The organism is Pseudomonas sp. MWU12-2029 (genome assembly GCF_023242425.1).
Classification (GTDB): Bacteria; Pseudomonadota; Gammaproteobacteria; order Pseudomonadales; family Pseudomonadaceae; genus Aquipseudomonas; species Aquipseudomonas kribbensis.
This window is the reverse complement of the sequence record NZ_JALJDY010000001.1, coordinates 232,515-248,311: the sequence shown is the minus strand read 5'-3', so window position 1 is coordinate 248,311 and position 15,797 is coordinate 232,515. Positions and strand designations below refer to the sequence as shown.

The window sequence follows — 15,797 nt, the reverse complement described above, 5'->3', positions numbered from 1 at the left end:
TTAGTTCAGAATTTTCTAAACTAATCGAAAGGCTGGAGATAGACTTCTCGCCCATGCTCGTTGCCCGATCAGTGGAGTCCCCATGGCCAACGCTTTACCCGACCTGAAACTTTTGCGCATCTTCGTCAGCGTCGTGCGCCATCAGGGGTTTGCCAACGCGCAGCAGGAACTCAACCTGTCGACCTCGGCGATCAGCACCTACATGAGCCAGCTCGAAGCCGCCCTCGGTCTGGTGCTGTGCCATCGCGGGCGCGGTGGTTTCAGCCTGACCAGCAAGGGCGAGTTGTTCCATCAGGAAACCCTGCGCCTGCTGGCCGAACTCGAAGGTTTCGAGCAATACGCCGCAGCGCTCAAGGGTGAACTGCGCGGCACGCTCAATCTGGGGGTGATCGACTCCACGGTCAGCGACAAGGCCCTGCCGTTCGCCGAAGCCATCGGCGCCTACAGTCAGGAACACCCGGCGGTGCATTTGCATCTGTCGGTGATGAGCCCCTACGAATTGCAACTCGGCGTGCAGGACAACCGCCTCGATCTGGCCATCGGCGCGTTTTCCACGCGCATGAGCGGCCTGGTGTATATGCCGCTGTACCGCGAACAGCACTGGCTGTATTGCAGCAGCCGTCACCCGTTATTCAACGAACGGCGGATTCCCGAGCAGGTCATCACCCAGCAACGCATGGTCGGGCGCGGCTACTGGAGCCAGGCGGAACTGGCGCGCCACGGCTTCAAACACAGCGCGGCGACCGTGGAAAGTATGGAGGCGCAGCTGATTCTGGTGCTGTCCGGGGCTTACATCGGCTACCTGCCTGAGCACTACGCCCAGGCTTGGGCCGACAAGGGCGACCTGCGGGTTTTGCTGCCGGCGACCTTCGGTTATCAGGCGCCTTTTTCCATGATCATGCGCCGTGGCCGCAGCCGCGAGCCGCTGATCCAGACTTTCCGTGATCTGCTCAAAGCGCAGCTCAATCAGGCATAAGAACATGTCCAGACCCCAATGCCCACGCTGCCTGCGCCCTCAAACCCATTGCCTGTGCCCGCTGATCCCCAGCCTCGACAGCCGCACCCGAGTGTTGCTGTTGCAGCACCCGAGCGAGGTCAATCACGCGCTCAACACCGCACGGCTGGCGGCACTCGGTTTGAACAATGCCGAACTGATCGTCGGCGAGGTGTTCGAGGATTTGCCAACGCTGCTGAACCAGCCGGGCTATCGGGCGCGATTGCTGTTTCCGGCGGACGATGCGCAGCCGATGCAGGCTTACGCCGCATCCGATGAGCCGCTGTTGCTGGTGGTGCCGGACGGCACGTGGCGCAAGGCACGCAAGATGCTGCATCTGAATCCGCTGCTGGCGGCGTTGCCTCGGGTCACGCTGGCGGAGGGCGGGGTTTCACGGTATCGGCTGCGCAAGGCACCGGGGCCCGGGGCGTTGTCGACCATCGAGGCGATTGCTCAGGCGTTGCAGACCCTGGAAGCCCCGGCCTCTTTCGATCCGTTGCTCAAACCGTTCGAGGCGTTGATCGAGGGGCAGATCGCGGCGATGGGGGAGGAGACCTTCCAGAAGAATCACGGAGGCTGATTGTTCCCACTGCGTGGGAACGAGTGCGACTACCGCTCGCGCATCGCCTCGGTCCGCGCCTTGAGCACCGGTTTGAGCAAGTAATCCAGCACGCTTTTCTCCCCGGTAATGATGTCCACCGTCGCCACCATCCCCGGAATGATCAGCAGCGGTTTCACATCCCCGCCCAAATGGTTTTTGTCGGTACGCACCTGGATCAGGTAGAAGCTGTTGCCCTTGTCGTCGGTGATGGTGTCGGCACCGATCAGCTCCAGCTTGGCGCTGAGCCCGCCGTAGATCGTGTAGTCATAGGCACTGAACTTGACCATGGCTTTCTGGCCCGGGTGCAGGAACGCCACGTCCTGCGGACGGACCTTGGCTTCGATCAGCAGGTTGTCTTCCAGCGGCACGATTTCCACCATGTCGCTGCCCGGCTGCACCACGCCGCCGATGGTGTTGACCTTCAATTGTTTGATCACCCCGTGAACCGGCGAAGTCACGGTGGTACGGCTGACACGGTCGTCGATGGCGATGCTCGAGGCGGTGATTTTCGACAGGTCGGTGCGTTTCTGGTTGAGGTCCTTGGCAGCGTCGGAACGGAAAGTCTGTTCAGATTCGTCGATCTTGCTCTTGATCTCGTTGATCGCCGATTCAGCCCGGGGAATCGCCAGCGTCGTCGCATTCAATGAACCACGAATTTCCACTGCGCTGCGCTTGAGCCGCAGGATCTCCACCGGCGAAACCGCCCCGGTACCCACCAGCGGCGATGACATGTTCATTTCTTGCTGCAACAGCGCCAGGCTGGAGCTGTACTGACCCTGCTTGGAGCGGAACTCCGCCAGTTCCTGAGTCTTCTGCCGCAATTGTTCGGTGAGCGTGCGCTGTTCGCTGGCCAGGCGCCGCTGGCGCTGGTCGTACAGGGCACGTTCGTCTTCAGCCACTTGCGGCGCCTTGCTGACGATCTCGTCGGAGAGCTTCATCGGCCGGCCTTCGGACTCTGCCGACAAACGCTCGACCTGAGCCATCAACGCATAGCGATCCGCCTCGCTCTCGCCCTTGTTCGACAGAAACCGCGTGTCATCCAGGCGCAGCAGGGTGTCGCCCTTGTTCACCATTTGCCCTTCACGCACGAAGATCTCGGTGACGATCCCGCCTTCGAGGTTCTGGATCACCTGGACCTTGCTCGACGGAATCGCCTTGCCTTCGCCCATGGTCACTTCTTCGAGCACCGCAAACTTGGCCCAGACCAGCGCGCTGATCAGCAACGCTGCCGCCAGCCACACGGTAATTCGCGACCAGCGCGGCGAATCCTGCAACGACGCGCCGGCGGTTTCCGGCATGAATTCGGCTTCGGCGCTTTTACCGAAACTGTCGAAGTAGCCGCGCTGTTTTGAAGAGGAGGAAGCAGACATGTGCAACTCCTAGACCGCTGCCGAGCCGACCCGGCCCTTGCGCAGTGCATCGATGACCGCATCCTTCGGACCGTCGGCGACGATCCGGCCGTTGTCCAGCACCAGCAACCGGTCCACCAGGCTCAGCATCGAGGTGCGGTGGGTGACCAGCAGCAAGGTTTTGCCCTGCACCCAGCCGTGGAGCTTCTGGCGCAGGACGTCTTCGCTGCTGTTGTCCATGGCGCTGGTGGGTTCGTCGAGCAGCATGATCGGCGGGTCGAGCAACAGCGCCCGGGCCAGCAGCACGGCCTGGCGCTGACCGCCGGAGAGCAATTGCCCGCGTTCGCCCACTGGCCGGTCGAAGCCTTGCGGGTGCTGACGGGCAAGTTCGGTGACGCCGGTCAGTTCGGCGACTTCGAGCATCCGCGAATCGCTGACGTAACGAGCGCCGAGCGTGAGGTTGTCGCGCAGGCTGCCGGCCAGCAGCGGCAGGTCGTGGGCGACGTAACCGATCTGCTGGCGCAGGTCGGCGACATCCAGTTGCCGCAGGTCGAGGCCGTCGAGCAGCAACTGGCCTTCTTCCGGTTCGTAGAAACCCATCACCAGCCGCGCCAGGGTGCTTTTGCCGGAACCGCTGCGGCCAATGATGCCGATGCGCTCGCCGGGTTTGAGGCTGAAACTGACATTGCTCAGGGCCGGTGCATTCTGGCCGTTGTAATGGAAGGTCACACCGCTGACATCCAGTGCGCCTTGCAGTTGCGTGCGCTCCAGGGGCCGCTGTTTGCCGTCGCGCTCCTGAGGCAGGGCCATCAGCGCATCGGTGCTTTTCATGGTCAGTTGCGCTTGCTGGTAACGGGTGATCAGCCCGGCGATCTGGCCCAGGGGCGCGAGCACGCGACTGCCGAGCATGTAGCTGGCCACCAGCGCACCGACGCTGAGGTTGCCGGCGATGATGCTGTAGACCCCGGCGACGATGGTCGCCATCCCCGAGAACTGCTGGATGAACAGCGTGCCGTTGGTGGCCAGTGCCGAGAGATTGCGCGCATGGCTGTCGAGGCGGGTGAGGGCGCCGTGGGTGCTTTCCCATTTGTGCTGGCGCTCGCTTTCGGCGCTGCAGGCCTTGAGGGTTTCCAGGCCGCCGAGGGTTTCGATCAGCAATGCCTGACGCTCGGCGCCGAGGCTCAGGCTTTTTTGCACGGTGTCACGCAAGCGCACCTGAATGATCATCGCGAACATGATCGTGATCGGAAACGCCAGCAACGGAATCACCACCAGCCAGCCGCCGAGCAGGCCGATCACCACCAGCATCAGCACCACGAACGGCAGGTCGATCAGGCTGGTCAGGGTCACGGCGGTGAGAAACTCCCGCAGCCCCTGAAAGTCGTGAATGCTCTGGGCGAATCCGCCGATGGTCGCCGGCCGGGCCTTCATCGCCATGCCGGTGATGCGTTCGAACAAAGTGGCGGAAAGGATCACGTCGGTCTTCTTGCCGGCGGTGTCCAGCAGGTGCGCGCGGACCACCCGCAGCACCAGTTCGAAACCGGTGCCGATCAGCAATCCGATGGCCAGCACCCACAGGGTCGACGTGGCCTGGTTCGGCACCACGCGGTCGTAGGTCTGCATGACGAACAGCGGCACCATCAGGCCCAGCAGGTTGATCAGGAAACTGGCGAGGATCGCGTCGCTGTACAGCCATTTCGACAGCTTCAGGGTGTCGCGAAACCACGCCTGGACCCTTGGCACCAGCGGTGAACGCAGGTCTTCCAGTTCATGCCGGGGTCGGGCAAACAGGGCCTGGCCGGTGTAGTGTTCGGCGAGTTCTTCGCGGCTGACCCACTGCTCGCCGCCGTCGGCTTCACTGGGCAGGATCAGGGCCTTGCCGTCGTCGGCAAAACGCCGCAACACCGCGGTGCGGCCATTGCCCAGCAGCAACAGCACCGGCAGGTTGAGCGGGGAGATGTCCTTGAGGTCGCGGCGCAGCAGCCGCGCCTGCAAACCGGCCCGGGCTGCGGCGCGGGGCAGCAGGTCCAGGCTCAGGCGTTGTTTGTCCAGGGGCAGGCCGGCACTCAGGCTGGCGCGACTGACCGTCGCGCCATGCAGTTTGCAGAGGATCAACAGACCGTCGAGTAACGGATCATCGAAGCTCAGCCGCGGATCGATCCCGGAAACACCGCCTTCGGCCATGCTATTCATATTGATCGCTCCCTGGCTACATCATCGGGACTACTTCAGTTCGGGCAAGCGCGCCTCGTTCTTCACTTCGGCAGCGGCAATCGCGTCAGCCGGCAGCACCACCCGTTGCTTGCTCAGCAACTGCCCCATGTTCGCCAGCACGCGGTACATCGAAAACTCCTCGGTGTAGCGGATTTCGGTGTAGCGACGGTTGGCGTTGTACAGCTCGTTTTCACTGTCGAGCAGGTCGAGCAGGGTGCGTTGGCCAAGGCCGAACTGATCCTGATACGCGGCGCGCACACGCTTGGTGGTCTCCGCGTATTCGCGGGCGGTCGGGGTCTGTTTCTTGGCGTTGACCATGGCGTTCCACGCCAGATGAATGTTCTCGTTGAGCTGGCGCAGGGCGTTGTTGCGGATGTCCATGGCCTGGTTGATCTGGTGCGCATCGGAGGCCAGTCGCGCCTTGTCGCTGCCGCCGCGGAACAGGTTGTAGTTCATCACCACGCCGACCCGCCATTCGTTGTCGTGGCCCTCGTCACCCTGCACGTTGTTGTTGGCGCCGACCGCCGCTTCCGCATCGAAGCGCGGATAGAACGGCGACTTGGCGACTTCGTACTGGCTCTCGGCCGATTGCACGTCGGCCTGGGCGGATTTCAGGTACGGGTTGTTCTCGACCATGCTCTGCTGGGCTTCGGGCAGGGTGGCGGGCAATTCACCACGGGTTGAGGCGGGCGTTTCCAGCTCGTCGGGCATGCGTCCGACGACGCTGTAGAAGTTCGATTCGGCGTCCGCCAGATCGACCTCGGCGGTGTCGAGGTTGTTCTGTGCCAGCGCCTTACGGGCCACCGACTGGTCGGAGTCGGCGGTGCTGCCGATGCCGCGCTGGGTACGCAGGCCGATCTGGTCGTTGACCCGCAGGTGCGCCTGCAGGTTGTTCCTGGCCAGGGTCACCAGTTCGCGGCGCTTGAGCACTTCGAGGTAGACCTCGATGGTGCGCAGGGCCAGATCCTGAGCGGTGCCTTGCGCGTAGTACGCGCGCGAATTGGAGACGCCTTTGGTGCGCGCGACTTCGTTGGACGTGTTGAAGCCGTCGAACAGCATCTGACGCAGGCGCAGCTCGGACTGGGTGTAGTTGAGGGTTTCAGTGTTGTGGCCGCTCGAGGTCAGCGCCCGGGTGTTGGTGTTGTCGCTGTAGCCGCGCCCATAGGAAGCATTCAGATCGACGGACGGATAGTAGCCGCCCTTGGCGACGTTCACCTGTTCATCCGCCGACAGTTTCGCGTCGACGCGCGAAGCGAGATCCGGGTGGGTCGCAATGGTGCTCTGAATGGCTTCGGTGAGGTTCATGGCCTGGGCTTGGGAAGTGCAAGCCATGGCCAGCAAAACCGCACTGCAGAGGGGGGTTAGAACGCGCATGGGTGCATCTCCCTGAATCCTGATGGTGTATTGCTGTCGCCAATTTATTGACGATATTTTTAGTGTTTAGCGTCTCATCGCTGTTACAACAGAGCTAAGAACATCCTGAAGCGTAGCTAAGAAAAATTTTTCATATGGCTTATGCCAAAAAAAACTTATGCGCTTCTCCGAATCCGGCACATTGTTCCATTCGAAAGCCTTTGTTTTATGTGCTTTAGGGAGTGCATGAAGGCTTGAGGAAAGTTCCACTCACTTTGCGACATACGGGCGAAGTACTGCTAAAGGGGAGGGACGCGTAGCGGCAAATGGGCGACAGTTTTTTGTCACTCGGGTGATTCACCACCGTTACGTAGCGCTAGTGGGCGTGCTGCATCGATCAGGGATTCCAGGTGCCTGAGGGCGCTGGGGTTTCTGAACTTGCACAACCTGCGAAACGAACTGTCGAGGTGCGAGCGTCGCCCCGACAACCCGCTTGAGCCATGGGCTGCTTCGCGAACCAGTGCCGACGGTGGTCGGCAGCGGAGGAAATGCACATGGCAACGCTCATCGGGACCGTCACTAAAGTCATTGGTCAGGTTTTCGCTCAAGCCGCTGACGGAAGTCGGCGTGCATTGGTCGAGGGCGATCGGCTGTTTACGGGGGATCAATTGATCACCGGTGCGGAAGGGGCGGTCGCCGTCCATCTGCAAAACGGTCAGGAACTGACCCTGGGCCGCGACAGCAGCATGACCCTGACCGGCCAATTGCTGGCCAACCACGCGCCCCATGTGGATGCCCCGGAAGCGCTGACCCCGAGCGATGCTCAACTCACCGATGTCGCCCAGATCCAGAAAGCCATTGCCGCCGGTGAAGACCCGACTAAATCTGCTGAGGCCACTGCCGCAGGCCCCGATGCCCCGGGCGATGCCAATGGCGGCAAGGGCGGTGGCCACAGTTTCGTCTTGCTGACGGAAGTCGCCGGGCGGGTCGATCCGGTCGTCGGTTTCCCCACTGCCGGTTTCAATGGCATTCCCGAGTTCCCGCAAGAGCGCCACTACGCGGTGATCGACAACGGCGACAACACGCCGGCGCCGGTCATCCCGCCACCGGTCAATAACCTTGTGACCCTCACAGGCCTGGATGTGCCCGGGGGCGAATTGACGCTCAACGAAGCCAATCTGCCGGACGGTTCCGCCGCCAATCCCGGCGCGCTGACCCAGGCCGGCAGCTTCAGCATCTCCGCGCCCGATGGTCTGACCAGCCTGAGCATCGGCGGCATCAGCGTGATCGTCGGCGGTGTGCCCGTCGGTTTCCCGCAATCGATCACCACGCAACTGGGCAACACCCTGACCATCACCGGTTACAACCCGGCGAACGGCACGGTCAGCTACAGCTACACCCTCAACGGCAACGATGCCCATCCTGCGGGTGACGGTGCCAACAGCCTCAGCGAACATTTCACGGTGATTGCCGGTGACAGCAATGGCGATACCGCCACCGGCTCACTGGATGTGAACATCACTGATGACGTGCCCAAAGCGGTGGATGACAGCAACGCCAGCACCGCTTCGGAAACCAACTTGAGCCTGACCGGTAACGTCCTGACCAACGACGTCCAGGGCGCTGACCGCATTGCTGTCGGCCCCAACAGCGGCCCGGTAGTTGCCGGTACATTCACCGGGACTTACGGCACGCTGGTACTGAACGCCAACGGCACTTACACCTACACCCTCAATACCAGCGACGCGGATTTCAAGGCGTTGCATGGCGGCGGCAACGGCACAGAAACCTTTACCTACACCCTGCGCGATTCCGATGGTGACACCAGCACTGCGAACCTCGTGCTGCAGATCCACAACAACGACGATCCGGTGCTGATCAACGGGTTGAACGTAGAAGGTGGTGAACTCACAGTCTTCGAGAAAAACCTGAGCACCGGCAGCGCGCCGGATGCTGCAGCTTTGACTCAGAGCGGCACTTTCACCATCACCGCGCTGGACGGCGTGACCACGCTGACCGTGGGCGGTATAGCGGTCGTCACCAACGGCCTGGCCGCAGGCTTTCCGCAATCGGTCACGACTCCGCTGGGCAGCACGCTGACCATCACCGGGTTCAACGCCGCCACCGGCGTTGTCAGCTACAGCTACACCCTCGATCACAATGATGCGCACCCAACCGCCAACGGCGCTAACTCTCTGAGCGAGCAGTTCGCCGTCACCGTGGTGGATGACAACGGCACCACCGCCAATGCTTCGCTGGATGTGAACATCGTCGACGACCTGCCAAAAGCCGTGGACGACAGCAACGCCGGTACCGCTTCGGAAACCAACCTCACGCTGACCGGCAACGTGCTGACCAACGACGTGCAAGGTGCCGACCGTGTGCCGACAGGGCCGAACGCTGGTCCGATTACTGCCGGCACTTTCACCGGGACCTACGGCACTCTGGTGCTGAATGCCGATGGTTCTTACACCTACACCGTCAACCCTAACGACGCCGACTTCAAAAACCTGCATGGCGGCGGCAACGGCACCGAGACCTTCACCTACACCATTACGGATTCCGACGGCGACACCAGCACCGCGAATCTGGTTCTGCAGATCCACAACAACGACGATCCGGTGATCATCAACGGCCTGGACGTAAACGGTGGCGAGCTGACAGTTTTCGAGAAAAACCTCAGTACCGGCAGTGCGCCGGATGCTACTGCGTTGACCCAAAGCGGGACCTTCACCATCACTGCTCTGGACGGCGTAACCACACTGACCGTGGGCGGCATTGCAGTCGTCACCAACGGCGTGGCCACCGGCTTTCCGCAATCGGTCACCACGCCGCTGGGCAGCACGCTGACCATCACCGGGTTCAATGCTACTACCGGCGTCGTCAGCTACAGCTACACCCTCGACCACAACGACACCCACCCAACCGCCAACGGCGCCAATACCTTGAGCGAGCAGTTCGCGGTCACTGTCGTCGATGACAACGGCACCACGGCCAATGCATCGCTGGACGTGAACATCGTTGATGACGTGCCAAAAGCCGTGAATGACAGCAATGCCGGCACGGCTTCGGAAACTAACCTGACGCTCACGGGGAACGTCCTGACCAACGATGTGCAGGGTGCCGACCGTGTGCCGACCGGCCCGAATGCCGGGCCGATTACTGCCGGCACGTTCACTGGAACCTATGGCACTTTGGTGCTGAATGCGGATGGCTCTTACACCTACACCGTCAACCCGAATGACGCCGACTTCAAAAGCCTGCACGGTGGCGGAGACGGTACTGAAACCTTCACCTACACCATCACCGATTCGGACGGCGATACCAGCACTGCGAACCTCGTGCTGCAGATCCACAACAACGACGATCCGGTGATCATCAACGGCCTCGACATTAACGGCGGCGAGCTCACCGTCTTTGAGAAAAATCTGAGCACCGGTAGTGCGCCGGATGCCACGGCTTTGACTCAAAGTGGCACGTTCACTATCACTGCTCTGGATGGTGTAACGACCCTGACTGTGGGCGGCATTGCAGTCGTCACCAACGGTGTGGCCGCCGGCTTCCCGCAATCGGTCACGACTCCGCTGGGCAGTACGCTGACCATCACAGGGTTTAATGCCGCGACCGGTGTGGTGAGTTACAGCTACACCCTCGATCACAACGACGCGCATCCGACTGCCAACGGCGCAAATACGTTGAGCGAGCAGTTCGCCGTCACCGTGGTGGATGACAACGGCACCACGGCCAATGCTTCGCTGGATGTAAACATCGTCGACGACCTGCCCAAAGCCGTGGACGACAGCAACACCGGCACGGCTTCGGAAACCAATCTGACGCTGACCGGCAATGTCCTGACCAACGATGTGCAAGGCGCCGATCGCGTACCGACCGGCCCGAATGCCGGACCGATCACCGCCGGCACCTTCACCGGGACTTACGGCACACTGGTGCTGAACGCCAACGGCACTTACACCTACACCGTCAATCCGAATGACGCCGACTTCAAAGCCCTGCATGGCGGTGGCAACGGCACCGAGACCTTCACCTACACCATCACCGACTCGGACGGCGATACCAGCACCGCGAACCTCGTGCTGCAGATCCACAACAACGACGATCCTGTGGTTATCAGCGGCCTGGACGTCAATGGCGGCGAGCTGACGGTTTTCGAGAAAAACCTCAGCACCGGCAGTGCGCCGGATGCTACGGCTTTGACTCAGAGCGGCACGTTCACCATCACTGCGCTGGACGGCGTAACGACGCTGACCGTGGGCGGTATTGCGGTCGTTACCAACGGTGTGGCCGCCGGCTTCCCGCAATCGGTCACGACGCCGCTGGGTAGCACGCTGACGATTACAGGTTTCAACGCCACGACCGGCGTCGTCAGCTACAGCTACACACTCGACCACAATGACGCCCACCCGACCGCCAACGGTGCCAACACGCTAAGTGAGCAATTCGCTGTCACCGTGGTGGATGACAACGGCACCACGGCCAACGCATCGCTGGATGTGAACATCGTCGACGACCTGCCCAAAGCCGTGGACGACAGCAACACCGGCACGGCTTCGGAAACCAACCTCACGCTGACCGGCAACGTGCTGACCAACGACGTGCAAGGCGCCGACCGCGTTCCGACCGGACCCAATGCCGGACCGATCACTGCGGGCACTTTCACCGGGACCTATGGCACCCTGGTGCTGAATGCCAACGGCACTTACACCTACACCGTCAACCCTAACGACGCCGACTTCAAAGCCCTGCACGGCGGTGGCAACGGCACCGAAACCTTCACCTACACCATCACCGATTCGGACGGCGATACCAGCACTGCGAACCTCGTGCTGCAGATCCACAACAACGACGATCCGGTGATCATCAACGGCCTCGACATTAACGGCGGCGAGCTCACCGTCTTTGAGAAAAATCTGAGCACCGGCAGCGCGCCGGATGCTACCGCGCTGACTCAAAGTGGCACGTTCACCATCACTGCGCTGGACGGCGTAACAACCCTGACCGTGGGCGGTATCGCCGTTGTCACTAACGGTGTAGCTGCTGGCTTCCCGCAATCCGTCACCACACCGCTGGGCAGCACACTGACCATCACCGGCTTCAACGCCACGACCGGCGTCGTCAGCTACAGCTACACCCTGGTCCACAACGATGCCCACCCAACCGCCAACGGCGCCAACACCCTGAGTGAGCAATTCGCTGTGACGGTGGTTGATGACAACGGCACCACGGCCAACGCATCGCTGGACGTAAACATCGTCGACGACCTGCCAAAAGCCGTAAACGACACCAACACCGGCACCGCTTCGGAAACCAACCTGACCCTGACCGGCAACGTCCTGACCAATGACGTACAAGGCGCCGACCGCGTCCCGACCGGTCCCAACGCCGGCCCGATCACCGCCGGTACGTTCACCGGGACTTACGGCACGCTGGTGCTGAACGCCAACGGCACTTACACCTACACCCTCAACACCAATGACGCCGACTTCAAAAACCTGCACGGCGGTGGCAACGGCACCGAAACCTTCACCTACACCATCACTGACTCGGACGGCGACACCAGCACCGCCAACCTCGTGCTGCAGATCCACAACAACGACGATCCGGTGATTCTCAGCGGCCTCGACGTCAATGGCGGCGAACTCACCGTCTACGAGAAAAACCTCGGCAACGGCACAGCGCCGGACGCCACGGCTCTGACCCAAAGCGGCACCTTCACTGTCACCGCACTCGACGGTCTCCAAACCCTCACCGTCGGCGGCATCGCGGTGGTTACCAACGGCGTCGCCGCAGGCTTCCCGCAATCGGTCACCACACCGCTGGGCAGCACGCTGACGGTCACCGGTTTTAACGCCGCTACCGGTGTCGTGAGTTACAGCTACACCCTGGTGCATAACGACGCGCACCCGACCGGCAACGGCGCCAACAGCATCACCGAGAACTTCAACGTGGTGGCCACCGACGGTGACGGCAGCACTGCCTCCGGGCAGATCAACGTCAACATCGTCGATGACCTGCCGACCGCCAAGGCCGACACCGGCTCGGTGGTGGAGGGCGGCACCGTCAATATCAGTGTGCTGGGCAACGACGTCACCGGTGCCGACGGCCCGGCAGCGGGCGGTGCGGTGGTGGGCGTAAGGGCCGGCGGCGACACCTCGACCTCGGCCATTGGCGGCCTCAACAGCAACATCAACGGCACCTACGGTTACCTGACCCTGGATGCGGCGGGCAACGCGGTCTATCACAGCAACCCGAACTCGGTGAGCCCGCCGGGCGCCACCGACACGTTCACCTACACCATCCGCGACAGTGACGGCGACGAAAGCACCACCACCATCACCGTCAACGTGGCTGACAGCAAACTCGTGGCCTCGGTGGATCAGGACGTGACCGTCTACGAAAAAGCCCTCGACCTGACCAAGGACGGGCAAGACCTGGCCCCCGGCACGGTCATCGGCAGCGACCCGACCAACACCGGCGAAACCGCCAGCGGCACCCTGGTCGGCGCGGTCACCGGCGGCAGCGGCGCGATCACCTACACCCTGGTCGGCAGCAGCACCGGCACGTACGGGCAGATCCAGCTCAACGCCGACGGCACCTACACCTACACCCTGACGTCGGCACCGAAAACCACGCCGAACGCCAATGACGGTGCGAACACGCTAAGCGAAAGCTTCACCTACAAGGCCACCGATGCGCTGGGCAACAGCACCACCAGCACCATCGTGGTCAACATCGTCGACGACGTGCCAAAAGCGGTGGCCTCGGATCGCTCGGTGGCGGCGGTGGAGATCGACTCCAACATCCTCATCGTGCTCGATATCTCCGGCAGCATGGCCGACGCCTCCGGCGTGCCAGGCCTGTCGCGGCTGGACCTGGCCAAGCAGGCGATCAGTGCGTTGCTCGACAAGTACGACGATCTGGGTGATGTGAAAGTGCAGCTCGTCACCTTCAGCAGCAACGCCACCGATCGCACTTCGGTGTGGGTCGATGTGGCGACCGCCAAGACCCTGCTCGCCGGCCTCAGCGCCGGTGGCGGCACCAACTACGATGCGGCCGTGGCGACCATGCAGACCGCGTTCAACACCTCGGGCAAACTCACCGGGGCGCAGAATGTCGGGTACTTCTTCTCCGACGGCAAACCCACCACCGGCCAGGAAATCGGCACCGCCGACGAGACCGCGCTCAAGGCCTTCCTTGATGCCAACAACATCAAGAACTACGCGATCGGCCTCGGCAACGGTGTCAGCAACGCCAACCTCGATCCGCTGGCATACGACGGCATCAGCCACACCAACACCAATGCGGTGGTGGTCACCGATCTCAATCAACTGAACTCGGTGCTGTCCGGCACCGTGGAAGGCGCACCGGTCACCGGTTCGTTGCTGGGTGATGGCGGAACGTTCGGCGCCGATGGCGGTTTCATCAAGTCCATCGTGGTCGACGGCACCACCTACACCTACGATCCGAAAGCCAACAGCGGCCAGGGTTCGCTGACCGCCAGCGGCGGCACCAACCACGGCACCTTCAACACGGTGAACAACACCCTGAGCATCGCCACCAACAACAGCGGCACGCTGGTGGTCAACCTCGATACCGGCGACTACAGCTACACCTCTCAGAAAACCACCACGACGGTGATCACCGAGAACATTGGCTTCACCCTCAGCGACAACGACGGCGACCTCGCCAGCTCCACGCTGACGGTGAAAGTGATCCCCAACTCGCCACCGGTGGCGGTGGATGACCACATCATCACCAACGTGCTGTCGAGCAATGTGACTGTGCCGGGCGAGCTGCTGCTGGCCAACGACACCGATCCGGACGGTGACACCCTCAGCGCTTCGCCCACCACCTTCAACACCGGTTGGGCCGCCAAGGGCGCGGACTTCACCGGCAGCGGCGCGATCAGTTTCACCGGCACCACCAACACCAGCGCCAACCAGAACCTGGCCGATGTGCGCAGCTCCTTTGCGGCCAACACCGCGGCCATGACCGCCGTGCTGGTGGTCAGTGGCTACCTCGGCGCGGTGACCAACGCCAATGCCAACGATGAAGACCTGATCACCGTCAAACTGAAACAGGGCGAGACCCTCAACCTCGATCACAACCTGGCGGCCGGGCACATCACCATGGAGTATTCGGTGAACGGCGGGGCGTTCGTCAGCATCGCCGATGGCGGCACCATCACCGCCAGCGCCGATGGCACGTATCAGATCCACATAACAAACATCACCAACACCAGCGGCAGCAACACCAACGCCGCGGAAAACTACCAACTGACCATGACGGTCAACTACGCGGGGGCCCACGACGTCACCCCGGACTTCCACGGTACCTACACCGCCAACGACAACCACGGCGGCAGCGACTCCGCCAACGTGACCATCACTTATCAGGACGGCCACACCCTCACCGGTACGTCCGGCGATGACGTGCTGGTGGCGGGCAGCGGCGACAACATCCTCAACGGCGGCGATGGCAACGACGTGCTGACCGCAGGCTCCGGCAACAACGAACTGCACGGCGGCGCCGGCAACGATTTGCTCTACAGCGGCCCGGGCAACGACATCCTCGATGGCGGCACCGGTATCGATACGGTGAGCTATGCCCACGCGACGGCCGGGGTCACGGTCAACCTGAGCCTGCTCGGTGCGCAGAACACCATCGGCGCCGGCATCGACACCATCAGCAACGTCGAAAACCTCGTCGGTTCGAACTTCAACGACACCCTCACCGGCGACAACAATAACAACGTCATCAACGGCGGCCTGGGCAACGACATCCTCAACGGCGGCGGCGGTGATGACCTGCTGATTGGCGGCATGGGCAACAACACCCTGACCGGCGGGCCGGGCGCCGACACCTTCCAGTGGCTCAAGGGCAACAGCGGCCACGACACCGTCACCGACTTCACTCCGGGCACCGACAAGCTCGACCTGTCGCAACTGCTGCAAGGTGAAAACGGCACGGCGGCGTCACTGGATGACTACCTGCACTTCACCGTCACCGGCAGCGGCGCTTCGGTGGTCACCACCATCGACGTCAGCGCCATGGCCGGCGCCACGCCGAACCAGACCATCGACCTGGCGGGCGTCAACCTCGCCAGCCACTACGGCGTGACACCGGGGGCGGGCGGGGTGATTGCCGGCGGCCATGACACGGCGACCATCATCAACGGGATGTTGAATGATCATTCGTTGAAGGTGGACACGGTGTGAGCCGGGGCTGAAACGACAAAACCCGCCGTCCCGATCTAACGGGGCGGCGG

General features: G+C 62.3%; 6 protein-coding genes. 3 read left to right on the top strand and 3 right to left on the bottom strand.

Annotation, left to right across the window (positions count from 1 at the left end; translation table 11 throughout):
- Window positions 1–82 precede the first annotated feature (82 nt).
- Together M5B44_RS01140 and M5B44_RS01135 are read left to right on the top strand one after the other, a co-directional pair.
- Window positions 83–976 carry a LysR family transcriptional regulator gene (locus M5B44_RS01140; RefSeq protein ID WP_007956593.1) on the top strand — a complete coding sequence of 298 codons (894 nt, stop codon included), beginning with the start codon at window positions 83–85 and terminating at the stop codon, window positions 974–976.
- 4 nt (window positions 977–980) lie between these two features.
- Window positions 981–1,574 (top strand): tRNA-uridine aminocarboxypropyltransferase, encoded by a 594-nt coding sequence (locus tag M5B44_RS01135; protein ID WP_248737994.1) that lies wholly within the window; start codon window positions 981–983, stop codon window positions 1,572–1,574.
- Window positions 1,575–1,603: 29 nt separating this feature from the next.
- Here the strand turns inward: M5B44_RS01135 and M5B44_RS01130 are convergent, their stop codons facing one another.
- Genes M5B44_RS01130 through M5B44_RS01120 form a run of 3 tightly spaced genes read right to left on the bottom strand, consistent with a single transcriptional unit; the run spans window position 1,604 to window position 6,532 of the window.
- Window positions 1,604–2,965 (bottom strand): HlyD family type I secretion periplasmic adaptor subunit, encoded by a 1,362-nt coding sequence (locus tag M5B44_RS01130; RefSeq protein ID WP_248737993.1) that lies wholly within the window; start codon window positions 2,963–2,965, stop codon window positions 1,604–1,606.
- A gap of 9 nt (window positions 2,966–2,974) precedes the next feature.
- The gene (locus M5B44_RS01125) at window positions 2,975–5,137 is read right to left on the bottom strand and encodes a type I secretion system permease/ATPase (protein ID WP_248737992.1); all 2,163 of its coding nucleotides are present in this window, start codon (window positions 5,135–5,137) and stop codon (window positions 2,975–2,977) included.
- A 30-nt stretch (window positions 5,138–5,167) separates the two neighbouring features.
- Window positions 5,168–6,532, bottom strand: a complete 1,365-nt coding sequence (locus M5B44_RS01120) for a TolC family outer membrane protein (protein ID WP_248737991.1) — start codon at window positions 6,530–6,532, stop codon at window positions 5,168–5,170.
- 533 nt (window positions 6,533–7,065) lie between these two features.
- Between M5B44_RS01120 and M5B44_RS01115 the strand changes: the two genes are divergently transcribed.
- On the top strand, window positions 7,066–15,747 hold the full coding sequence (locus tag M5B44_RS01115) for a retention module-containing protein (protein ID WP_248737990.1): 8,682 nt from the start codon (window positions 7,066–7,068) through the stop codon (window positions 15,745–15,747).
- Window positions 15,748–15,797 lie beyond the last annotated feature (50 nt).